The following is a 20978-nucleotide window of genomic DNA, read 5'->3' as shown; positions in this document are numbered from 1 at the left end:
GAGAGACATCCGATCTACCACCGAGAGGTATCTATGCCTGAGAAGTCCGTAGCCGGTTTCTGGTTCGATCCGCTGTGCCCGTGGTGCTGGATCACATCGCGCTGGATCCTCGAGGTCGAGAAGGTGCGCGACATCGACGTCCAGTTTCACGTGATGAGCCTGGCGGTGCTGAACGAGAACAAGGAAGACCTGCCGGAGCAATACCGCGAAGGACTCAAGCAGGCGTGGAAGCCGGTCCGGGTGGCGATCGCAGCGGAGCAGTTGAAGGGCAATGAGATTCTCGCGCCGCTGTACACCGCGATGGGTACGCGCATCCACAACCAGGACAACAAAGACTTCGACGTCGTCATCAAGGAGTCGCTGGAAGAGGTCGGACTGCCGGCCGAGCTGGCCGAAGCCGCCAACACCGACAAGTACGACGAAGCGCTTCGCAAGAGCCATCACGAAGGCATGGATGCCGTCGGCGATGACGTCGGCACCCCGACGATTCACGTCAACGGTGTCGCCTTCTTCGGCCCGGTGTTGTCGAAGATCCCGCGCGGCGAAGAGGCAGGCAAGCTGTGGGACGCGTCGGTGACGTTCGCGTCGTACCCGCACTTCTGGGAGCTGAAGCGTAGCCGCACGGAGGCGCCCGCGTTCGATTGACCGCTCGCGGTCGCCTTCGACTGACGAAAGTTCAGCGGGCGCCGAGCCACCACGTGTACAAGGCGGTGAGGTCACTGCCCGTCGCCGAGCCCACAAACGAATCCGCGGTCTTGGTCCACCACGCCGGCCGCTCCAGGGCATGCGACGGGACCACCGCTGCCAGCCAATCTGCTGAAGGCCGTATCCACGTCGGCGGGGCTTCCGTACAGCGAGTAGACGGCGCTGTACGGGCCGCCCGGTTGACTGTTCTGGCCGCAGCCAAGTCGGGCGAGGAAGGATCTTCGGAGTACGGCTGGCTGACCTGGCAATCGGCCGAGCCCGCAGGGATCAGAACGGCAAGTTTGTCATCGCTTGTCGGATCGGCGGCCGCAGTTGCCGATACGCCGAGAAGCGTGGCTGCCGAAAGGCAACCGACAGCGATCGCACGTGAAGTCCGGATCGAATTCATTTGCCAACCTCTAATGCCGGCGGCGATTACCGGGATAAGCGGCCATTTTTCCCGCATGGGCATTTGCACAGCGACTTCGCAAGGTGGTGCGCCCGCGGTGGCTGGTACGCGAAAACCGTCGGCCTGAATCGTCTGCCAGAATGACGGCCATGCGCGTCTATCTGGGAGCCGACCATGCGGGCTTCGAGTTCAAGCAGCGGATCATCGAGCACCTCACGGCCAATGGGCACGAACCCGTCGACTGCGGGGCGTACACCTACGACGCCGACGACGACTATCCGGCGTTCTGCATCGCCGCGGCGGAGAAGACGGTCGCCGACCCGGGCAGTCTGGGCATCGTGCTCGGCGGATCGGGCAACGGCGAGCAGATCGCCGCGAACAAGGTGCCCGGTGTGCGCTGCGCACTCGGGTGGAGCGTCGAGACGGCGAAACTCGCGCGTGAGCACAACAACGCTCAGGTGATCGGCATCGGTGGGCGTATGCACACCGAAGACGAGATGCTCGCGATCGTCGATGCGTTCCTCACCACGCCGTGGTCGGAAGCCGAACGGCATCAACGTCGTATCGACATCCTGTCCGAGTACGAGCGCACCCACGTCGCGCCGCCCGTGCCCGGCGCTTAGATGCCCGAAGGGCACACACTTCACCGGCTCGCCCGGCTGCATCAGCGCCGCTTTGGCCGCGCGCCGGTCATGGTCTCCAGCCCGCAGGGCCGATTCACCGACGGGGCTGCGGCGGTCAACGGCCATGTCCTGAAGAAAGCCAGTGCGTGGGGTAAGCACCTGTTCCACCACTACGACGGCGGCCGCGTCGTGCATGTGCATCTCGGGTTGTACGGCACCTTCACCGAACTCTCGATTCCGATGCCGCTGCCTGTCGGCCAGGTTCGGATGCGGATGATCGGCGCCGAATTCGGCAGCGACCTGCGCGGGCCGACGGTGTGCGAGGTGATCTCCGAACCCGAAATCGTCGACATCGTGGCGCGCCTCGGCCCCGACCCATTGCGCCGTGACGCCGACGGCGGGCTGGCGTGGTCGCGAATTCGCAAGTCCCGCAGGCCTATCGGTGCGCTGCTGATGGACCAGTCAGTGATCGCCGGGGTGGGCAACGTGTATCGCAGCGAGCTGTTGTATCGGCATCTCATCGACCCGTACCGGCCGGGCACTCACATCGACGAAGGTGAGTTCTCTGCGATGTGGACAGACCTCGTGGAGTTGATGAAGGTGGGTGTTCGGCGGGGCAAGATCATCGCGATCCGTCCCGAAGACGATCACGGCTTGCCGTCGTACGGGCCTGGGCGCCCGCGTACTTACGTGTATCGGCGCGCAGGGGAGCCGTGCCGGGTGTGCGGCACGGAGGTTCGCACTGCGGAGCTGGAGGGCCGCAACCTGTTCTGGTGCCCCACTTGCCAGAAATAGGTCGTTGACTTCCCCGGCTCGCATGGGCCCAGCGGGCACGCCGTCGATCTACCCGAAAGTTCGGCGTGAGCGCAGAGTCAACGAGAGCTCTTGGGACTAGAAGCCGCCGAAGTCGCCACCGAAGTCGCCACCGCCCCAGTCGCCGCCGCCCCAACCGCCATCGCCGCTGCCACCCCAGTCGCCGCCGCCATCGCCGCCGTAGTCACCGCCGGCATCCCCGCCCTGATCGAAGCCTTGGTCGTAGCCCTCAGCGAAGCCCTGCTCGTAGCCGGTGCCTGCCATACCCGAGAACAGTGCGCTGAACAGGAACATCGACCCCACACCCCATGCGCCGGCGACCAGTGCCGGCTTCCACCACGGCTCGGAGTACCAGCCCGCGGGCACCGGGCGCCCCGCGACGCGACCGCCGGGGTAGTAGTTCGGGGTGCGCTCCGACGGAGCCGGCGACGCCTCGATCTCACGACCTTCGAAGTTGACCTTCCGGTCCTCGGTCACAGTGCCCGCCGAGCGTTGGCCGGCAAGCGTTTCCAGTTCCGGTCCCGGGTCCATGCCCATCGCGGTGCGGGCGGCGCGCACATAGTAGAGGCCTTCAAGCGCGCTCTCTTTGGCGAGCAGCGCCTGCTTGGCGGTGGTGGCCTGCTCGATCTGCGACCCTGCGGCGGTGTACCGCTCGGACGCGTCGGCGAGCGCTTGCTTGGAGGCGTCGTCGGAGCCGGTCAGGTTGATGACCTGACCGCCGAGACGTTCGATCACGCGGCGCGCGTCCGCCTTCGCATCGTCCAGCGAGGCGGCGTTGCGCCGATCCGACGCCCTCATCGCGCCGTAGACGACGACGCCGAGAGCCACGACAACCAGGACAACGAGGACGAGCAGAACGCCGTTCATGGCGTCCAGCGTACCGACAGGAAACGGTCAAGATCTGGCCGTGGAACTGTCCGAGTTACGCCGAGAGAGGAGGTCGCGAGTGCGCTATCCCTCTCGCCGCTGTCAGGGGGCGCTTGGGTGCTCTCCTGGTCCAGCCACGACGTCTAGCCCCACGTTGCGACTCTTCCCCGTTGCGAGCCGGAAGGTCAGCCACCGGCATATGAATTTATCGTGCGCGTCATTGTTAAAGGACCGCCGACGGCTGCGCAAGCATTTGCTCGGAGAATTTTATTTGGTAGTCGCTTCCACTTATTTTTGGTGGTAACTCCCACTTTTGGCGATCGCTCGCATCTCGTCCTTTTACAGCGCCAATGTGCGTCGAAGGTGCCAGGCGATGTCGCCTTCCGCGTCCTCGTCGGGATGGCTGAAGTACTCGGCATGCGCCAATCCCGGCTTCAACCGTTCAGGCTCGTTGCCGGTGACCGCGATGTCTCGGATACCAGCCCCGAAGAGCGGCGCCAGCGCGCCGCCAAACCAATCGCCGCGCCGGCTGCCACGCGTCACCGGAAACCAAAAGTTCGTCCAATTCATCACGGCAAAAGGAGATTTCGCGTCAAGGGGATCGCCTTCGAGTCCATCAATCGATGGGCGCCCGAGGAGCGCGCCGCGACGCAGCAGTCCGTCGAATAATTCGCGCCGGACCGCACCGTCTGACAACTTGAGGCCGCTCGACAACGAGGGTCGCGTCATCAATAGGTCGGCGAGACTCAAGGGCGCCCCGATGGTGATGAAATCAGTTATACGCCATTGCTTTTTGGCTTGATAAACCATCAGTGCGTCATAGGAGATGTAAGTGCCGACGCCATGGGCTACCACGACGATGCGTTCGTACTCGTCGTCGTGCAAGTCGTCGAGCAGCTCGACCAGGCCGGCGCGAATGGCCCGTCGTGCTGTGTACGAGGTCGGTGACGGATCCAGGTAGCGCGCCGACTCGACTAGCGGAGCTGTCGTCTTGTTCACCAGCGCTCTCGCCATCATCCGGTAGAGGCCAAACCAGAAGATCAGCACGACCGCACTGGTGACCAAGCCGATGATCCACACCGGCACATCGGAATTCAGCGCATACCCGGAGACGAACAGCACCGGGATCACCAGGAGAGCGGCCAGAATCGTGGCCCACACGAGGCGCCACACCCCGAGAAGGGCGTCGGGAACGTTGGATGGCCGACGAAGGAAGAGCCGCAGCAGTGTCGGCGCGACTCCCGCGAACTTGTCCGCACTCATCAGGAACTGCCAGTAGTATTCGAAGAAATCGTACTGAGGCGAGCTGAATCGGCGTGCCTCGTAGCTCTCGGTGATCGCGGTCGGCCGCGGGGAGTATTGCCATTTTCCATCGCGCGGATAAAGTGCCGTCCTCACGAAGCCTTCGAACGTTTCCAACGGCCGCTTCTCACCCATCCCGTGCACGACCACCACCGCCGTGCGTACCGCCGCCACCGCTGCCATCTCACCTTCCGGACTGTTGCGTCGCGAGGGATCCGCGATCCGATGCATTCTCAACTGTTCAGGCGCCGGCGTCTCGGACCTCGGCCGGCAGTTCACCTCTCGTCAATTCGTCAGGAGATCGGGTTGCCCCGCTCGTCACATGGTGTGGGATGGCCGTCTTCGATGGTCGCGAGTGAGCGCTCCATCTCGGCCGGCTGGATGCTGCCACTCCAATCTGCATAGGGATGGTCGAGGAAGAACACGACCATCAGCCCCGACGCGACGAGCGCCGCGACCAGTCCGATCGGTACCGCTTGGATCCACCGTGGTTCGCGGCGGTCGGCCTGGGCGCACATGTAGGCGACAATGGCTGCCGCGCCGATGGCCAACACGATCCACAGGGGCGTTGGCACCGGCGGGGTGGCCTCCGCAAGACGTGCGCGACGCCCCTCGCGGCGCTGCGCCTGCTCATCGAACCACTGCGCGTACGCGATCTCCTGTTTGGCGCCAATAGGATTCGCTTCGGCGAAGTCGCGACCCATGGCGTCGACCCAGAGCTGGGTGACGGCGGACGTGTCGCCGGTACGCATCGAGGGCCACTCGTCCGCGATGACCGATCGCGCATAGCAGTTCAGCTCGCCATGCAGGGTTGCGCCAGATTTGCCGCCCAACGCATCGGCGATGACATGAAGTTCGGCAACTGCAATCGCTTCGCGGCTGGCACCGTCGCGCGCGTGTTGATAGCTCTGCAGGGAGAAGAGGATCACGAAAGCGAGCAACACCGCGAACATGGTGCCGAGTACGGACATATACGTGTCGGCCCGCGACGAGTCGACGAACCACCCGTTCTCGGGCATCCGGCTTCGTACGAAAAGGCGAAGCGCGATGGCGACCACGACAGCGGCCACCACGACCACCGGCGCGATCCAGATCAGCATCGCCGCACCTTAACCAGCATTTATGGCCTTCGTCTACGAATTGCTTTCGATGCGGAAAGGAAAGCGGCAGCCGTGGCACCTTCCGGCGTCGATTCGCGAGGACGACCAGGTGGATTTCGGTGATCTCTCAATCACATCGCTCGCGTGCGCCCCTGATCGCGTGAGACCGCGCGAGTCCAGTTTGTGAGAATTGTTTAGTTCCGTGCCTGTCTGCGAAATATCGTTTCCGTACCGAAGGGGGACCGAATTGGCGATCCAAGACGTGGGGGCGATGAGACCTGAAGGAGTCGTGGGCGAAGGCTACGTGCTCGCTCCCGAGGTCGAAGACGCTCGGATGCAAGCGGTCCACCAGCTGCACATGCTGGGCTCAGAACCCGAGGAGCGGTTCGCCCGCATCACTCGGATGGCGCGACAGGTATTCGGTGTACCGATGGCCGCGGTGTCGTTGGTTGATCGCGATTGCCAGTGGTTCAAGCAGAACGATGGTCTTGACCTGGACGGCACGGTACCCCGAGAGCAGACCATCTGCCGGGCGACCATTGCGCGCACGTACATGAACGTCGAAGAGCCGGCGCTGATCATCGAGGATGCGCGCCAGCACCCCGATTTCAGCGAACTGCCGGCGATCAAGGCGGAAGGTGGCGTCCGCTTCTACGCCGGTTACCCACTGTTCGGCCCCGGCCGTCACCCAGTCGGCACCTTCTGCATCTACGACACGAAGCCGCGCTCGCTCGACAGTGAGCAGGTCGAGACGTTTCGCGAGTTGGCCGGCTGGGTTCAGCGGGAACTGGAAAGATTCGACGAGATGGATCGCGCTACGCAGGTGCAAAGTCATCTGCTGCCGCGGCCCCTCGGCGATCTGCCGGGATACACAGTGTGCGCCTTGTGCTTACCCGCCTTCGCGGTTGGCGGTGACTTCTACGACCATTACAGCTCGCAGCGAGGCGTGATCTTCACCGTCGCCGATGTGATGGGAAAGGGTCTCGGCGCGGCGATCCTGACCGCGAGCGTTCGCTCAGCCCTTCGCGCGGCGTCGCGGGCTGTCGACGAAATGGATCAAGGTGCCGACCTGGCCAATGCGGTGAACACCGTATCGGCGCAACTGTCCGACGATCTAGCGAGCACCGAGACCTTCGTGACGCTGTTTCATGCACGGCTGGACGTCGCTACGGGAGCGGTGCGCTACGTCGACGCCGGCCATGGTCTCGCCGTAATTGTCCGGAAAACCGGTGTCGTCGAACCATTGTCGAGTAGAGGACTGCCGCTCGGCGTGCTGCCGGAAGAGAAGTGGGTATCGCAAGACGTGACGCTGGAAGACGGAGAAACCTTGGTTGTCGCTTCTGACGGCGTCCTGGATCTGATCAGCGACGGCATCGATGTCCGTCCTGCGCTGAAGTTTGTCGCCAAACACCCAGACCCCGTCGACCTGTGCGATCAGGCGCGCGTCCTCGCCGAGGCAGGCGCTGCGCTCGACGACGTCACACTGGTCGCGATCCAGAAGACGGCCGCCGACTGAGAGTCACGGTGTCATGAGCGGCAGCAGCACCGCTGCATTTTTTGCCAGCGCGTATGTCGGCCGTCGACTTGGCCAGACCCTCAGCGTTCGCTTGGTGCGCTGTCACGCGTCATCGGCGGTTCCCGCCGCAACGTCCTCACCGATCTGTTCGGTGTTCGTCGCCATCCGTTCCGCTTCACTTGTTAGGGGATTGGCGGCATCGACCCCGCCGCCCTGAGTCCCACATTCGGACCCGCTGACCCCCTGAGGACATGTCGTCGCGCTGGTGGTTGTGGCGGAAGCACCGGGGGTTTTCGGCGTCATGAATGGAACGCACGTGGTTGTGAAGGTGTCGGGTTCTTCGCCGCCGTTGCATTGGGCCACGGAGGTGGGGGGATTGGCCGGCGTGGCAGCGACAACGACGCCAAGTGGGGCAAAGATCGCCAACCCGAATCCACAGAAGACGAGCAGTTGGCGAGCAAGAACCGGCAGAGCCGTCATATTCGTCCTCGTTCTCTCGATCCAAGGTGATCGACGATTCACCTTCCGCGCACCGTCATTATTCACGGGCGGGGCCGCATGTTCGCGGCGAATCAGCGCCCCGATGGGCGGTGCGACGACAGGATGGAGCGAGGCCGCAGGCTGTAATCAGACGGCTGAGGTGCTCTCGAGGACGCGAAGCTGCGTCCACGGGATGTTCTTCATGTCGTAGTAATCCCAGGCGAATCCGGCATCAGTCCACACCGCACCCGGATTATTGGCGTTCGCATCTGGAACCGCCTCGAACATGAAAGCCAGCCGGGCTCCGCCCTGGTCGCCGACGTACGCGCCGTAGGTCTGCAAAGTCTTCGCGATCACCTTTTCGCCTGGTGTGATACCTGGGACGGCGTCCACGTCGATGGACGGGTCGAGTTGGATGCGGTAGCCCTCCGGCATCGGCGTCGCCACACCGGCGATATTGGTGCCGTCGGATTTGGTCGCCGGAGCCACAAAGGCGGATCCGACGATGTCGCTCGAGACGAAGAGGGCGTGGTTGAGTCCGGTGTTGGCAGCGATCGCAGCGCTGAACTCCTCGGCGGTGACCACGCCGGCATACCGAGCGAGATTTGTCGCCGTCGCCGAGCCAGACTGGTCGATGCCGTTGCCGTTGAGGGCTGTCATCCCACCCCAAGAGCCGGACCAGGTGTCGGTTTTGCTGTCGTACTTGGCCTGCCAGATGCCGAAGGCCTTACCTGTGACGGGATCGAGGACGGCGATATGACCGTCCGAGCCCGGGGGCACCTTGGTGCCCAGAGGGATTGGCACGCTGTAGGACCCGAAGGGATCGCTACCCCACGGTTTACTGAACGTCACGTCGTATCGGGGGGTGGTGCTCGTGATCGCCGACGCCGGGATCAGGGTCACTCCGTACTGGTACAGGTTCGCCACCCGCTTCGCGTCCGGTGCCGAAAGGTAATTCACCCACGTCGTGCTGTTGGCGGCGATGACCGGGTTCGACGGGATCGGCTTCCACAGCCAGTCCGCCGCCTGGAAATAGCTGGGGCCCGGTGCTGGGGGAGTCGTGGGAGTCGAGGCAGGGACGACGGTAATTTTGTCCAGCCGGAGGTATCGGCCCTGCGACGCGTTCTTGGCGTAGGCGTTGGTGAACGCGATGCTGACCGTGTGAGTTCCAGCCGCTACCTGGACCGGAATGCTGTAGTCGCGCCATGACGTCGAAGACACCTGCGTGGTCGAGATAACTTTCCCATCGACCGACAGGGTCATGCTCGGAGCGCCGTTGTATTGGTCTCCGCGGGCGCGGATGATCAGGTTCGTCGTTTCGGGCAGTGAAAGGGTATGGGTGACAGTGGCATTCGTCTTCAGCAGTAGACCCCGTTGCCCCGACGCGGAGGTGTCCTTGAAGACTGTGCCTGCCTTTGCAGGCGAGACGGTCATGGACTCTGCTTCGATCGTGACATCCGCGGGGCCCGGGACGGCAGCGCTGGCTGAAACTGGTGCCGCCGCTGCAACAGGTTGGTTCACCGTCGCCGATAGGGTGGCGTCAGTGCTGCCAGGTAGTGACCACGGTTCGCGACGCGTCAAGGTGGTCAACAGCGCTATCACCATGGGGATGCCCTTCGGCTCCTTCGGCGCGGGGGTGGTTGGTGCCGGACTTGTCGGTACAGCAAGGCGACGAGTTATGACCTCAGTCGCCACGGCGGGGCTCACGGCGGGGATCCGCTCCTGCGTGGTCAACTCGCCGACCGCGGTCTCCCTAGGTTTCACGGAGGGGATTCGCTCCTGCGTGGTCAATCCGGCGACAGCGGTGCCCCCGGGTTTCACGGAGGTCTCGGCGGCAACTGCGGTGACTCTCGGGCCGCGCTGACCAGCCGTCGCTGTGGGGGGATCGGCGGACGTGTTCCGATCCCTCGTCCCCCCTCTGGGGTTCGGCGATGTACGCGCGATCTTGCGGGTCGTGGAGTCCGATTCATCTTCGTCAGCTTGCGACGTTATGGATGCGGTCCCAGTAGCGGCGACCCGCGGCGACGGTCGAGAATTCGCGGTCGATTCGGTGCGCGGCCTCGAACCACGGGAGCCGAAATCGCCACTGCGCCGCCCGCTCGGCGAATCGGCGAGTGATCCGCGCGTCCGGGTCGACGGCGAGTCCTGGTTGTCGGCATTTCTCGACTCCGAAGGCGACCCGGCCGAAGACGACGTGGACCCGGTGTCACCTGTTTCGGCGTGCGCAACGTTTGCTGTCGCCAGTGCGGTACCTATGCCCAGAGCGACCGCCAAGGCGCCTATTCTGCCGATATACGAACCTGCATTCCTCGACTTGGGTGGATGCCCGGAATCCCGCGTTGATTCAGATGCCGACATTTCCTCACCCCAATCGAGGCGGGCTTTCGCTGCGACTGATCCTGCGCCGCGATTCCCCCGTCCAGGCGTTGAGCCTAACAAATGTTCCGGCGGGAATTTACCTTTCCGACAATTGATTTGGGGATGGCCGGATGAAGCAATCTCAACATTGAGGACTGTTTCTGGCGACTCTCGGATCGAACTCACAACGGATGTGACCAGCGGCGAAACGGCAACCAGAGCTTCTCGGCAAATAAGCGCGGGATTCCTGCGACGACAGGACAATTTTTGATCGAGATTTTGTCGCCTCACCGGTGGTGCGTGAGCAACGGGAACGTACCTGCAATGGCCTGACGATGGCGTTGCCCGTAACCCGTCGGCGAAAAGAGGTATTAGCGACAGCGCAGGGGACATTCACCGCGTGCGTCTACCTGTCAACGGTTCAATCGTGTTGCGCCTCAGCGACATCAACAGCAACACTTTGGTGCGGCGTTGGCTGAAGCCCCGCTCGTCCCTGATCCGTCGGATAGCTGGTGGCCAGGATGGACGTGCTGTCAACCGGCGGTGCCCGATCGCCGGGGCGGCCGCTGATGACCATCGGGAAGCGGAGACCACGCGCCGACGAGACGCCCCTGATTTAAGGGGGGTGGAGCGGGCGACGGGAATCGAACCCGCGTAGCTAGTTTGGAAGACTAGGGCTCTACCATTGAGCTACGCCCGCGTGTGTTGCACGAGGAGACTGTACCGGTGCCTTCGGAATCATCCAATTAAGGGCAACGCGCGTCCAGGCCGTAGTATCTCGCGTGGTCGTTCTGTGTTTTGTGGAACGGCCGCACAATGGCGCGGGGTGTAGCGCAGCTTGGTAGCGCATCCGCTTTGGGAGCGGAAGGCCGCAGGTTCAAATCCTGTCACCCCGACTGCACCCGGCAGGCGAACAGAATTACCCAGGATCAATGAGGAGAGCACGAGAGTGAAGAGCACCGTCGAGAAGTTGAGCCCGACCAGGGTTCGCATCAACGTGGAGGTGCCCTTCACCGAGCTCGAGCCCGAGTTCGATCGCGCCTTCAAGCAGTTGGCCGGTCAGGTGCGGCTGCCCGGTTTCCGGCCCGGCAAGGCGCCGCGCAAGCTCCTCGAGGCGCGCTTCGGTCGAGAGGCCATGCTGGATCAGGTCGTCAACGAAGCCCTGCCCGGCCGCTACAGCGAGGCCGTGACGACCTCAGATCTGAAGCCGATCGGCCAGCCCGAGATCGAGGTCACCAAGAAGGAGTACGGCGAGGACCTCGAGTTCACCGCCGAGGTCGACATCCGTCCCGAGATCGACCTCCCGGACCTCGAAGCCTTGAAGCTCACGGTCGACGCCATCGAGATCAACGATGACGAGGTCGACGCGGAGCTTCAGAACCTGCGCGCCCGCTTCGGCACCCTGACCGGTGTGGACCGCGCCGCCGAGAACGGCGACTTCGTCTCCATCGACCTGTCCGCCACCGTCGACGGCGAGGATCTGCCCGAGGCCAAGACCGAGGGGCTGTCGCACGAGATCGGCTCCGGCCAGCTCATCGAGGGCCTCGACGAGGCCATCATCGGCCTCAAGGACGGAGAGACGCGCGTCTTCACCACTAAGCTGGCCGCCGGTGCGCACGCCGGCGAGGACGCTCAGGTCACCGTCACTGTGAAGACGGTGAAGGAACGTGAGCTGCCCGAGCCCGATGACGAATTCGCGCAACTGGCAAGCGAATTCGACACCATCGACGAGCTCAAGAACAGCCTCACCGAGCAGCTGCGTACCCGCAAGCGGGTTGAGCAGGCCGAGCTGATCCGCGACAAGGTGCTCGAGACGCTGCTCGAGCAGGTCGAGGTGCCGCTGCCCGAGAACGTCGTACAGGCACAGGTGGACGAGGCGCTACACAACGCGATCCACGGACTGGACCATGATGAGGCGAAGTTCGCCGAGGCGCTCGAAGCGCAGGGCGGCAGCCGGGAGAAGTTCGACGAGGAGAACCGCACCAACGCGGAGAAGGCCGTCAGCACTCAGCTGCTGGTGGACGCGATCGCCGACAAGCTCGACATCCAGGTCGGCCAGAACGACATCACACAACGGTTGATTCTGATGTCGCAGCAGTACGGCATGGAGCCGCAACAGCTGCTCGCCGCCCTCCAGGAGAACAACCAGCTAGCAGCGCTGTTCGCCGACGTCCGTCGTGGGCTGGCGGTGGCGCAGGTCGTGGAAGGCGCCACCGTCACCGATTCGAACGGTGAAGTCGTGGACACCGCCGAGTTCTTCGGCCGGGGCGGGGAGTCTGAGGCCGGTGAAGCGCCCGAAGCAGAAGCCGAAACCGCCGAGGCCGATGAGGACACCGCCGACGCCAAGTGACGCTGTGAGCGAAAGCGGCCTGTCTAGGGAGTGCACGCTGCAGCAGGTTGGTTAGTGTCGGTGAGTGTTAGGACTTGAAAGAAAGCAGGTATCCAGTCGTGACTGACATGCGTGGTGCATCGCCCGGTCTCAACCTCGTCGACTCTGTCTACGAGCGGTTGCTGTCCGAGCGCATCATCTTCCTGGGATCACAGGTCGACGACGACATCGCCAACCGGCTGTGCGCGCAGATTCTGCTGCTGTCCGCCGAGGACCCCACGAAGGACATCCACCTCTACATCAACTCGCCCGGTGGCTCGATCAGCGCGGGTATGGCGATCTACGACACCATGGTGTTGGCACCATGCGACGTCGCCACCTACGCCATGGGCATGGCCGCGTCGATGGGTGAGTTCCTTCTCGCCGCGGGCACCAAGGGCAAGCGCTACGCCCTTCCACACGCCCGCATCCTGATGCACCAGCCGCTCGGTGGTATCACCGGCGGCGCCGCGGACATCGCGATCCAGGCCGAGCAGTTCGCGGTCATCAAGAAGGAGATGTTCCGGTTGAACGCCGAGTTCACCGGGCAGACCCTCGAGCGCATCGAGGCCGACTCCGACCGCGACCGCTGGTTCACCGCGCAGGAGGCCCTCGAGTACGGCTTCGTCGACCACATCATCACCAGCGCCAGCATCAACGGCTCCGGACCGACGGCAGGACTAGACAAATGACCGACCACACGGATCCCCGCTTGCAGCCGCAGGCCCGCTACATCCTACCGTCGTTCATCGAGCATTCGAGCTTCGGCGTCAAGGAGTCCAACCCGTATAACAAGCTGTTCGAGGAGCGCATCATCTTCCTCGGCGTGCAGGTGGACGACGCTTCGGCGAACGACATAATGGCCCAGCTGCTGGTGCTCGAGTCGCTCGATCCCGATCGCGACATCACCATGTACATCAACTCGCCAGGTGGTTCGTTCACCTCGCTGATGGCGATCTACGACACCATGCAGTACGTCCGCGCCGACATCCAGACGGTGTGCCTCGGGCAGGCCGCTTCGGCCGCTGCGGTGCTGTTGGCCGCGGGAACGCCGGGCAAGCGCCTGGCGCTGCCGAACGCCCGCATCCTGATTCATCAGCCCGCGCTGTCCGGGGTCATCCAAGGTCAGTTCTCCGACTTGGAGATCCAGGCCAAGGAGATCGAGCGGATGCGCACGCTGATGGAAACCACGCTGGCCCGGCACACCGGCAAGGACGCCGCGCAGATCCGCAAGGACACCGATCGCGACAAGATCCTGACGGCCGAGGAGGCCAAGGAGTACGGCGTGATCGACACCGTCCTGGAGTACCGCAAGCTGTCAGCACAGACTGCCTGACGCGCTGAGGCTGTTCAGGCGCGCTCCGAGGCGAGGGTACTTGCGCACCTCGCGGCTTCGCCGCGGGTGATGACGCCGTCATGGCTCGCCTGCCTGATGCACTGGTCGTACTTAGGGCCAGCTGCGGCGGTCCCTGCCGACGCCAGTCCAACAGCGATCATGGCTGCGGCGACGCCAGCCGTGACAGTGCTGGATATCCATTTCGAAGTCATGGGCACACTCCTGAGTCGGTTGAATCGGCTGCTGAAGGTCGCAGCCGCGGTGATCTCAGGAGGAAATACTGCTGATCACGCGGGCTTCCCGTAATCACCTCAGCGCGAGATTCCACAGCACAGGTGGAGAGGGTTTCCTATCCACCGAGCAACTGCGGGGCGCGGGTTTACATAGGCGTCAGAAATACCGGCGAACCTCGGAAGCGGGATGGTTGAGCGTGGCAAGCTGTCGAGACTGTGCCGGCCGGCACGGCAACAAGGGAGGTCACGACGGTGGGCACACGACTTCGCGCAGCGGGGCTCGCGCTGATTGGTTCGGCGACAGCTGCCGTGTTGCTGCAGTTCGGATCCTCGGCGGTCAGCAGCGCGCAACCACCACCGCCACCCCCGCCGCCATGCCCCTACGGGATGTACTGGGACGTCTACACGGTCACCTGCGTGCCGGTCGACGCGACCGTCTACGTCAACCCGCCGAACCCCGTGGTCGGGCCCGCCGGCCCGGTAGGCGTCGGCGGAGTGGCCGGGCCGGTCGGGGTGGGTCCCGTCGGACCGGGTCCCGTGGGTCCCGGCCCAGTAGGCCCAGGGCCGGTCGGACCGGGCCGCCGGTAGGTTGCGGGAGTGAGAACGGACGGTTGCCGGCAACCGCCAAGCGACGGGTACCTTGGTTGCGGACAGCTCCCGAAGCGGTAACGGCGGCGACACGCCAAGGGCGTGGCAGCGCGTTCGGTGGGGTTGCGGGGTGGTTAGGCGATATGTTCTGCCCACACAAGTGAATACCAACTACGCGATTCGGCTTTATCGGTCGCCTCGCGCCGGAACAAGCGGGTAGCGTCGGGATCAACACCCAGTGGGGATCTCGAGCGAACCGATTCAATACGTATTGCGAACAGGAAAGTAGGACCTCACCACATGGCGCGCATTGGAGACGGCGGTGACCTGCTGAAGTGCTCGTTCTGCGGAAAGAGTCAAAAGCAGGTCAAGAAACTCATTGCCGGCCCCGGCGTATATATCTGTGATGAATGCATAGACCTGTGCAACGAGATCATCGAAGAGGAACTCGCTGACGCCGACGACGTAAAACTCGACGAGCTGCCAAAGCCCGCGGAGATCCGCGAGTTTCTCGAGGGATATGTCATCGGTCAGGACACGGCCAAGCGCACGCTGGCCGTCGCCGTCTACAACCACTACAAGCGCATTCAGGCCGGCGAGAAGATGCGCGATTCGCGTGCCGAGCCTGTCGAGCTGTCCAAGTCCAACATCTTGATGCTCGGTCCCACCGGCTGTGGCAAGACCTACCTCGCGCAGACGCTGGCGAAGATGCTGAACGTCCCATTCGCAATCGCCGACGCCACCGCGCTGACGGAGGCCGGCTACGTCGGCGAGGACGTCGAGAACATTTTGCTCAAGCTGATCCAGGCCGCCGACTACGACGTCAAGCGTGCTGAGACCGGCATCATCTACATCGACGAGGTCGACAAGATCGCCCGCAAGAGCGAGAACCCGTCGATCACCCGCGACGTCTCCGGTGAGGGCGTGCAGCAGGCGCTGCTGAAGATTCTGGAGGGCACCCAGGCGTCGGTGCCCCCGCAGGGCGGCCGCAAGCACCCGCACCAGGAGTTCATCCAGATCGACACCACCAACGTGCTGTTCATCGTGGCGGGTGCGTTCGCGGGCCTGGAGAAGATCGTCTCCGACCGCGTTGGCAAGCGCGGGCTGGGCTTCGGCGCCGAGGTGCACTCCAAGGCCGAGATCGACACCCAGGACCACTTCGCCGAGGTCATGCCGGAGGACCTGATCAAGTTCGGGCTGATCCCGGAGTTCATCGGTCGTCTGCCGGTCGTCGCCTCGGTAACGAACCTCGATAAGGATTCGCTCGTCACGATCCTGTCGGAGCCGAAGAACGCTCTGGTGAAGCAGTACACCCGGCTGTTCGAGATGGACGGCGTCGAGTTGGAGTTCGACGACGCCGCGCTCGAGGCGATCGCCGATCAGGCCATCCACCGCGGCACCGGCGCCCGCGGGCTGCGCGCCATCATGGAAGAGGTCCTGCTGCCGGTGATGTACGACATCCCGAGCCGCGACGACGTCGCCAAGGTGGTCGTCACCAAGGAGACCGTCGAGGACAACGTCCTTCCGACGATCGTTCCGCGCAAGCCGTCACGCACTGAGCGTCGCGACAAGAGCGCCTAGCTCTCAGCGCCGCGATGTGTGGGCCAGCGAGCTCACCAGCCCCCACGCGAGGAACGTCGCTACCGCGATGTACTGCAGCTGCTCAACCATGGCTTCACCGTCGCGTGGATGGTCGATATAGGCACGCGTAGCCGACTACGCCATCGGTTGTCCTCGGGCTGTGGCTCCGGCGTGGGTGGGCGGCCGAATGGGTCAGCGCACGGGCTCATCGCTGCACCGCCTGACGTTCAACGATGACCTCGTCGACCAGGGCCGCGATCTCGGCGACACCATCGCGCCGGGCGAACGCCACCTCGAGGTTGCGCGCCGCACGGAGATAGCGGCCGTCGCCAAGTACCTTACGGACCGCGGAGCGGATCGCCCGCGAGCTCGGGGTGCCGGTCTTCAGGTTGACGCCCGCACCGCTCCACGCCACTCGCGCCGCGACTTCGGGTTTGTCCTCGGTGTTGCCCGCCACGACCAATGGCACACCCATCGACAACGCCCGCTGCACAGCACCATAGCCACCGTTGGTGACCATGACGTCGATCTTGGGCAGCAGAACATCATGCGGGATGTACTCGGCGACATAGGTATTCAACGGCAGCGGTGTCTTCACCCCAGATATGTCGCGACCACCGGTGGTGGCGACCACGATGACGTCCTCGCCGCCGAGCGCATCGATGGTCGGTTCGAGCAGTCGGCTGAGGTCAGCGTTGTCGATGGTGCCCTGCGTGACGTGTACGACTGGGCGGTCGCCGTCGAGTTCCGACCACCAGGGTGGACGGCGGAATCCCCGCGCCGGGCTCGGGTGTACGGCGCCGACATGACGCACGTGTGGCGGCAGATCGCTTCGGGGATAGTCGAATTCGGGCACTGTCGGCGCGATGTAGCGGTCGGCGAGGACGCCGGAGTCGAAAATGAACGTGGGCAGTTGCCGACTGTTCAGGCTGTCGAGCAGGTGATTGGCCACGTTCTGCGATTCGCGCAATAACACTTTCTGCGCCAGCAGAGTCAGTGCACGATTGCGCAGTCGCCCCAGGGGGGTCGATGACGGGGCCATCCCCAATCCGCAGGGGGCGGTATCGCGGCTGCTGATCATCAGCGGCATCGTGCTGTAGCTCAGTACCGGCGGACGCGCTGCGGGGTCGCCGAGGAGGAACGGCAGGATCCCGAAGAACCCGGAGTCGGTGAGGATGGCGTCGAATCGCGTTTGTGCCATCAACTCCGCGAGTGCGCGGGTCTGGAGCGGCATCGGCTGCAGGAAGATTCGCACGATGTCGAAGTTGACTCTCTTGATGCCTGAGGTATCTGTTCGTCCGGGCAGGTCGATGTCGAGGCGGGTCAGATCGAAGTCGGCCTCGGCGGGAATCGCGACTGGGATGGCGCCGACGGCTCGGATCTTGTCGGCATGTGCGGCGGCGGTGAGGACGGTCACGCGGTCGCCGCGGTCGGCGAGACCCCGTGCGACGTTCAGCAGAGGTGCGATGTGGCCGGTGGGGGACAGCGAGGGAATGAGGATTTCTGGCATGCATCGATGCTCGCGATCGCCGCGTCTGCAAGCTTGGAGGTTACGTGGAGAACGGGTGGAGATCGCAGGTAGAGGCGGTACGGTCGGGCGATGGCAGAACTGAACGAGCGCGAGCAGGAGGCGCTGGAGTCATACCGGCGCTATGTCGCCCAGCGTGAACTATGTGTCGCAGGCACGGCGCCGTGGTCAACCATCGGCGAGTGGTTCACCGAGGATGCGGTCTTCATCGACCCGGCCTTCGGTCGGGTGCAGGGTCGCGACGAGATTCTTGCGTTCCTCGATCGTTCGATGGTCGGCTTCGAAGGATGGAGTTTCCCGGAGGAATGGACCATGGTCGACGGCGACCGCCTGGTCACCTTCTGGTGGAATCGCCTGGCCGGGAGTCGCGCTGACGGTACGCCGTATCAGGCGCCGGCGTTCTCGGTGCTCCACTACGCGGGGGACGGATTGTTCGACTACGAACTCGATCTGATGAACATCGCTGAGGTGGGCGAGCTGCTGACCGAGTCCGCGTGGGTACCTAGCGCGGGAATGATGGTTCCGGAACCTCGCCCGGACCGAAACATCACCCCGCCGCGCCTGGACTCCCCATAACTCGCGGGTGATAGCAACTTTTATCTTGACAGTGACTGTCACGCATGACTTGAATGGGCGTCATGGCGATTCGAGTGGTGCAGTGGGCGACCGGTGGTGTTGGGCGAGCGGCGATCGAGGGCGTGCTGGCGCATCCCGATCTCGAATTGGTCGGCGCTTGGGTGCACTCAGAGAGCAAGCACGGCAAGGACGTCGGCGATCTCATCGGCCGGGACCCGATCGGTGTCAAGGCGACGACCAGCATGGAGGACATCCTCGCTCTCGAGGCCGACTGCGTCGTCTACAGTCCGCTCCTACCGAACGAGGACGAGGTCGTCGCGCTCCTTCGTTCAGGTAAGAACGTAGTCACTCCCGTCGGGTGGGTCTATCCCGAGCTCGATAACTGCAAAGCCATCCTCGATGCCTGCGCCGAAGGCGGAAGTACGCTGCACGGCACCGGTATTCACCCCGGAGGCATCACCGAGCGCTTTCCGCTGATGGTCTCGGCGCTGAGTGCGGGCGTGACGCATGTGCGGTCGGAGGAGTTCAGCGACATCCGCACCTACAACGCACCCGACGTGGTGCGCTACATCATGGGATTCGGCGTGTCGCCAGAAGAGGCCATGGCAGGTCCGATCGTCGATCTCCTGGGCGCGGGGTTCAAGGCGTCGGTTCGAATGATCGTGGCGGAGATGGGTTTCGGCATCGATCCTGAACTGGAGTCGGTGCAGGAGATTGCCGTGGCCACCCAGCCGATCGATACTCCGGTCGGTGTCATCGAACCGGGTCAGGTCGCCGCGCGGAAGTTCCACTGGCGCGCGGTCGTGGACGGGACACCGGTCGTCACAGCAACAGTCAACTGGTTCATGGGCGAGGAGCATTTCGACCCGGCCTGGAGTTTCGGACCGCAGGGTGAACGGTTCGAGGTCGAGATCACCGGTGACCCCGATGTCTTGCTCACGTTCAAGGGTCTGCAGCCCGACACCATCGAGGAAGGGCTGGTACGGAATCCGGGCATCGTGGTCACCGCCAACCACTGCGTCAGCGCCATCCCTTACGTCGTCGATGCCGATCCCGGCATCAAGACCTATCTCGATCTGCCGCTGTTGGCCGGCCGCGCAGCCCCGCAGTACGGGCTGGGCCGCAACCAGTGATCCTCGACGAGTTCCGGCTCGAGGGACGCGTCGCCGTTGTCACCGGAGGTGGTAAGGGTATCGGCCGCGGTATAGCACTAGGACTTGCGGAGGCCGGAGCCACCGTTGTGGTCGGTGCGCGCACTGCAGCCGACCTCGACGAGGTCGTCACAACCATCGAGGAGGCCGGAGGCAAGGCGCTCGCCGTCGTCTGCGATGTGCTCATCGACGACGACCGGCGCAGGCTGATCGATTCCGCCGTCGAGCACTATGGCCGGCTGGATGTTCTCGTCAACAACGCGGGCGGGACCGGTCCTCGGCCGGCGATGACGACGTCGGAGCGGTACTTCGACATGGCGATGAAGTTCAACGTCACCGCGCCGTTCCTGATGAGTCAGCTTGCGGCGCAGGCGATGGCGGATACCGCGGGCGGGGGAGCGATCGTCAACATCTCGTCGCGGTGCTCCGACATGGTGATGAGTTCGTTTGTCGCGTACGGCGCGGGTAAGGCCGCGCTCAACCAAATGACACGCAACCTCGCCGCTGAGCTTGCACCTGTGGTTCGCGTGAACGGAATCATCGTCGGCGGTATCGCCACCCAGGGGCTCGAGGTCGTGCTCACCAACGACGCTCTGCGCGCGCAATTCGAGGCCAACACTCCGATGCGTCGGCCCGGCACGCCGAAGGACATCGCCTGCGCCGCACTGTATCTGGCCTCACCGGCGTCGGCGTGGGTGACCGGCAAGTTGCTTCACGTCGACGGAGGCTGCGAGCAGCCGGCCATCGACGTCCCAGCGCCGCCGCTGCGTGCGAGTCGCTAGATCATCGGCCGCGTCGTGCGGGCCGCTTAGGACTTGCGAGCCCACCGGTCACCAACTGGAGCGCGCGCTCGGTAAGGGTGTGCAGTGACTCTTTCTGGTCGTACATGAGCCACCATTCATAGGCGTACTCGACTGCAGCGACGGTAGCCCGCACCAATACGCCGGCCCGGATGTCAGACGCAGCGGCAGAGTCGTTGAGGCGGAGGGCAACTGCCTCGATGAGTTCGTCGCAGTCCTCGCGGCTCAGCAGGGAGGCTCGCCGCAACTCCGCCGGCGCCGACGCCATCGCCCGACGCCACAGTTCGAGAGTCTTGTCGTCGTCCAGGAACTGCGCGGTGCGAGCGAGGATGGCCGCTGCGATGGAGTCTGCGACGTCCTCGTCCGGGGGACGGGCGCGGAAGTTGGCGACGATCTGTTCACGTCCGCGCTGGGTCGCTCCGAGCAAGAGGTATTCCTTACTCGGTACGTGCCGAAAGAAGGTACTCGGCGAGATACCGACCTCTTCGGCGATTGCTTCGGTGTTGACGTTGTCGAAACCCTTTGCAGCGAAAAGGCGCAGCGCCGCATGCTGAATCTCGGCGCGAAGTGCATTGCGCTGCCGTTCGCGCAGCGGAATCGAATCGGACATGTGATCAACAGTCTTCAGAAGATGACAGTCACTGTCAAGTTCGATGTAACTTTCG

Annotated in this window: 20 protein-coding genes and 2 tRNA genes; 13 read left to right on the top strand and 9 right to left on the bottom strand. The window is 63.9% G+C overall.

Translation table 11 applies throughout. From position 1 onward, the window contains the following. The first annotated feature begins 33 nt into the window (after positions 1-33). Positions 34-645: a DsbA family protein gene (locus ACIA48_RS27485; protein WP_396739029.1), complete on the top strand. Its 612-nt coding sequence runs from the start codon at positions 34-36 to the stop codon at positions 643-645. A 31-nt stretch (positions 646-676) separates the two neighbouring features. Here ACIA48_RS27485 and ACIA48_RS27480 read toward each other — a convergent pair whose 3' ends face one another. Further along, a complete protein-coding gene (locus ACIA48_RS27480; protein ID WP_396739027.1) occupies positions 677-1093 on the bottom strand; it encodes a hypothetical protein in 417 nt (138 codons plus the stop codon). Between the two features lie 149 nt (positions 1094-1242). Between ACIA48_RS27480 and ACIA48_RS27475 the strand changes: the two genes are divergently transcribed. Continuing rightward, positions 1243-1716 (top strand): ribose-5-phosphate isomerase, encoded by a 474-nt coding sequence (locus tag ACIA48_RS27475; RefSeq protein ID WP_396739025.1) that lies wholly within the window; start codon positions 1243-1245, stop codon positions 1714-1716. Beyond that, positions 1717-2511: an Fpg/Nei family DNA glycosylase gene (locus ACIA48_RS27470; RefSeq protein ID WP_396739024.1), complete on the top strand. Its 795-nt coding sequence runs from the start codon at positions 1717-1719 to the stop codon at positions 2509-2511. A gap of 96 nt (positions 2512-2607) precedes the next feature. Here ACIA48_RS27470 and ACIA48_RS27465 read toward each other — a convergent pair whose 3' ends face one another. The 3 genes from ACIA48_RS27465 to ACIA48_RS27455 form a co-directional block, all read right to left on the bottom strand. Continuing rightward, positions 2608-3396, bottom strand: a complete 789-nt coding sequence (locus ACIA48_RS27465; protein WP_396739022.1) for a DUF1542 domain-containing protein — start codon at positions 3394-3396, stop codon at positions 2608-2610. Between the two features lie 339 nt (positions 3397-3735). Then, positions 3736-4881, bottom strand: coding sequence for a hypothetical protein (locus tag ACIA48_RS27460; protein WP_396739020.1), 1146 nt, complete (start codon positions 4879-4881; stop codon positions 3736-3738). A gap of 110 nt (positions 4882-4991) precedes the next feature. After that, positions 4992-5798 (bottom strand): hypothetical protein, encoded by an 807-nt coding sequence (locus ACIA48_RS27455; protein WP_396739018.1) that lies wholly within the window; start codon positions 5796-5798, stop codon positions 4992-4994. A 271-nt stretch (positions 5799-6069) separates the two neighbouring features. Here ACIA48_RS27455 and ACIA48_RS27450 point away from each other — a divergent pair, with 271 nt between their 5' ends. Next, complete coding sequence (locus tag ACIA48_RS27450) at positions 6070-7314, top strand: SpoIIE family protein phosphatase (RefSeq protein ID WP_396739016.1); 1245 nt, start codon at positions 6070-6072, stop codon at positions 7312-7314. 102 nt (positions 7315-7416) lie between these two features. Here the strand turns inward: ACIA48_RS27450 and ACIA48_RS27445 are convergent, their stop codons facing one another. From ACIA48_RS27445 to ACIA48_RS27435, 3 genes are all read right to left on the bottom strand, one after another. After that, complete coding sequence (locus tag ACIA48_RS27445; protein ID WP_396739015.1) at positions 7417-7794, bottom strand: hypothetical protein; 378 nt, start codon at positions 7792-7794, stop codon at positions 7417-7419. Positions 7795-7941: 147 nt separating this feature from the next. Next, a complete protein-coding gene (locus ACIA48_RS27440; protein ID WP_396739013.1) occupies positions 7942-9228 on the bottom strand; it encodes a carbohydrate-binding domain-containing protein in 1287 nt (428 codons plus the stop codon). A 1550-nt stretch (positions 9229-10778) separates the two neighbouring features. Next, positions 10779-10852 (bottom strand) — tRNA-Gly (locus tag ACIA48_RS27435). A 122-nt stretch (positions 10853-10974) separates the two neighbouring features. Between ACIA48_RS27435 and ACIA48_RS27430 the strand changes: the two genes are divergently transcribed. From ACIA48_RS27430 to clpX, 6 genes are all read left to right on the top strand, one after another. Then, a tRNA-Pro gene (locus tag ACIA48_RS27430) sits at positions 10975-11048 on the top strand. A 53-nt stretch (positions 11049-11101) separates the two neighbouring features. Continuing rightward, positions 11102-12502 (top strand): trigger factor, encoded by a 1401-nt coding sequence (gene tig / locus ACIA48_RS27425; RefSeq protein WP_396739011.1) that lies wholly within the window; start codon positions 11102-11104, stop codon positions 12500-12502. A 107-nt stretch (positions 12503-12609) separates the two neighbouring features. Beyond that, a complete protein-coding gene (locus ACIA48_RS27420) occupies positions 12610-13212 on the top strand; it encodes an ATP-dependent Clp protease proteolytic subunit (protein ID WP_396739510.1) in 603 nt (200 codons plus the stop codon). Further along, positions 13209-13856 carry an ATP-dependent CLP protease proteolytic subunit ClpP2 gene (clpP2, locus tag ACIA48_RS27415; protein WP_396739009.1) on the top strand — a complete coding sequence of 216 codons (648 nt, stop codon included), beginning with the start codon at positions 13209-13211 and terminating at the stop codon, positions 13854-13856. Before ACIA48_RS27420 ends, clpP2 begins: the two co-directional genes overlap by 4 nt. A gap of 485 nt (positions 13857-14341) precedes the next feature. Further along, complete coding sequence (locus ACIA48_RS27410; protein ID WP_396739007.1) at positions 14342-14677, top strand: hypothetical protein; 336 nt, start codon at positions 14342-14344, stop codon at positions 14675-14677. Positions 14678-14977: 300 nt separating this feature from the next. Beyond that, entirely contained in the window at positions 14978-16258 is a 1281-nt protein-coding gene (gene clpX / locus ACIA48_RS27405) for an ATP-dependent Clp protease ATP-binding subunit ClpX (protein ID WP_396739005.1), read from the top strand. A gap of 205 nt (positions 16259-16463) precedes the next feature. On the opposite strand, the gene ACIA48_RS27400 is transcribed toward clpX, so the two are convergent. After that, entirely contained in the window at positions 16464-17768 is a 1305-nt protein-coding gene (locus ACIA48_RS27400) for a nucleotide disphospho-sugar-binding domain-containing protein (protein ID WP_396739003.1), read from the bottom strand. 90 nt (positions 17769-17858) lie between these two features. Here ACIA48_RS27400 and ACIA48_RS27395 point away from each other — a divergent pair, with 90 nt between their 5' ends. The 3 genes from ACIA48_RS27395 to ACIA48_RS27385 all read left to right on the top strand — a co-directional run bounded on the left by ACIA48_RS27395 (position 17859) and on the right by ACIA48_RS27385 (position 20295). After that, a complete protein-coding gene (locus ACIA48_RS27395; RefSeq protein ID WP_396739001.1) occupies positions 17859-18362 on the top strand; it encodes a nuclear transport factor 2 family protein in 504 nt (167 codons plus the stop codon). A 62-nt stretch (positions 18363-18424) separates the two neighbouring features. Next, positions 18425-19495: a dihydrodipicolinate reductase gene (locus ACIA48_RS27390; RefSeq protein WP_396738999.1), complete on the top strand. Its 1071-nt coding sequence runs from the start codon at positions 18425-18427 to the stop codon at positions 19493-19495. Then, a complete protein-coding gene (locus tag ACIA48_RS27385) occupies positions 19492-20295 on the top strand; it encodes a glucose 1-dehydrogenase (RefSeq protein WP_396738997.1) in 804 nt (267 codons plus the stop codon). Before ACIA48_RS27390 ends, ACIA48_RS27385 begins: the two co-directional genes overlap by 4 nt. 1 nt (position 20296) lies before the next feature. On the opposite strand, the gene ACIA48_RS27380 is transcribed toward ACIA48_RS27385, so the two are convergent. Continuing rightward, positions 20297-20923, bottom strand: coding sequence for a TetR family transcriptional regulator (locus ACIA48_RS27380; RefSeq protein ID WP_396738995.1), 627 nt, complete (start codon positions 20921-20923; stop codon positions 20297-20299). Positions 20924-20978: the final 55 nt, after the last annotated feature.

Origin of the sequence: Mycobacterium sp. NPDC051804 (genome assembly GCF_044452905.1) — a bacterium.
Classification (GTDB): domain Bacteria; phylum Actinomycetota; class Actinomycetes; order Mycobacteriales; family Mycobacteriaceae; genus Mycobacterium.
This window is presented reverse-complemented; position numbering and strand designations above follow the sequence as displayed.

What these genes read in the sequence shown, in the direction of transcription:
- ACIA48_RS27450 (WP_396739016.1), top strand. Translation starts at nt 6,070, where the DNA reads ATGAGACCTGAAGGAGTCGTGGGCGAAGGCTACGTGCTCGCTCCCGAG.
- ACIA48_RS27480 (WP_396739027.1), bottom strand. Translation starts at nt 1,093, where the DNA reads ATGAATTCGATCCGGACTTCACGTGCGATCGCTGTCGGTTGCCTTTCG.
- ACIA48_RS27460 (WP_396739020.1), bottom strand. Translation starts at nt 4,881, where the DNA reads ATGGCAGCGGTGGCGGCGGTACGCACGGCGGTGGTGGTCGTGCACGGG.
- ACIA48_RS27440 (WP_396739013.1), bottom strand. Translation starts at nt 9,228, where the DNA reads ATGACCGTCTCGCCTGCAAAGGCAGGCACAGTCTTCAAGGACACCTCC.
- ACIA48_RS27380 (WP_396738995.1), bottom strand. Translation starts at nt 20,923, where the DNA reads ATGTCCGATTCGATTCCGCTGCGCGAACGGCAGCGCAATGCACTTCGC.
- ACIA48_RS27420 (WP_396739510.1), top strand. Translation starts at nt 12,610, where the DNA reads ATGCGTGGTGCATCGCCCGGTCTCAACCTCGTCGACTCTGTCTACGAG.
- ACIA48_RS27395 (WP_396739001.1), top strand. Translation starts at nt 17,859, where the DNA reads ATGGCAGAACTGAACGAGCGCGAGCAGGAGGCGCTGGAGTCATACCGG.
- ACIA48_RS27400 (WP_396739003.1), bottom strand. Translation starts at nt 17,768, where the DNA reads ATGCCAGAAATCCTCATTCCCTCGCTGTCCCCCACCGGCCACATCGCA.
- ACIA48_RS27445 (WP_396739015.1), bottom strand. Translation starts at nt 7,794, where the DNA reads ATGACGGCTCTGCCGGTTCTTGCTCGCCAACTGCTCGTCTTCTGTGGA.
- clpP2 (WP_396739009.1), top strand. Translation starts at nt 13,209, where the DNA reads ATGACCGACCACACGGATCCCCGCTTGCAGCCGCAGGCCCGCTACATC.
- ACIA48_RS27390 (WP_396738999.1), top strand. Translation starts at nt 18,425, where the DNA reads ATGGCGATTCGAGTGGTGCAGTGGGCGACCGGTGGTGTTGGGCGAGCG.
- clpX (WP_396739005.1), top strand. Translation starts at nt 14,978, where the DNA reads ATGGCGCGCATTGGAGACGGCGGTGACCTGCTGAAGTGCTCGTTCTGC.
- ACIA48_RS27470 (WP_396739024.1), top strand. Translation starts at nt 1,717, where the DNA reads ATGCCCGAAGGGCACACACTTCACCGGCTCGCCCGGCTGCATCAGCGC.
- ACIA48_RS27485 (WP_396739029.1), top strand. Translation starts at nt 34, where the DNA reads ATGCCTGAGAAGTCCGTAGCCGGTTTCTGGTTCGATCCGCTGTGCCCG.
- ACIA48_RS27455 (WP_396739018.1), bottom strand. Translation starts at nt 5,798, where the DNA reads ATGCTGATCTGGATCGCGCCGGTGGTCGTGGTGGCCGCTGTCGTGGTC.
- ACIA48_RS27475 (WP_396739025.1), top strand. Translation starts at nt 1,243, where the DNA reads ATGCGCGTCTATCTGGGAGCCGACCATGCGGGCTTCGAGTTCAAGCAG.
- ACIA48_RS27465 (WP_396739022.1), bottom strand. Translation starts at nt 3,396, where the DNA reads ATGAACGGCGTTCTGCTCGTCCTCGTTGTCCTGGTTGTCGTGGCTCTC.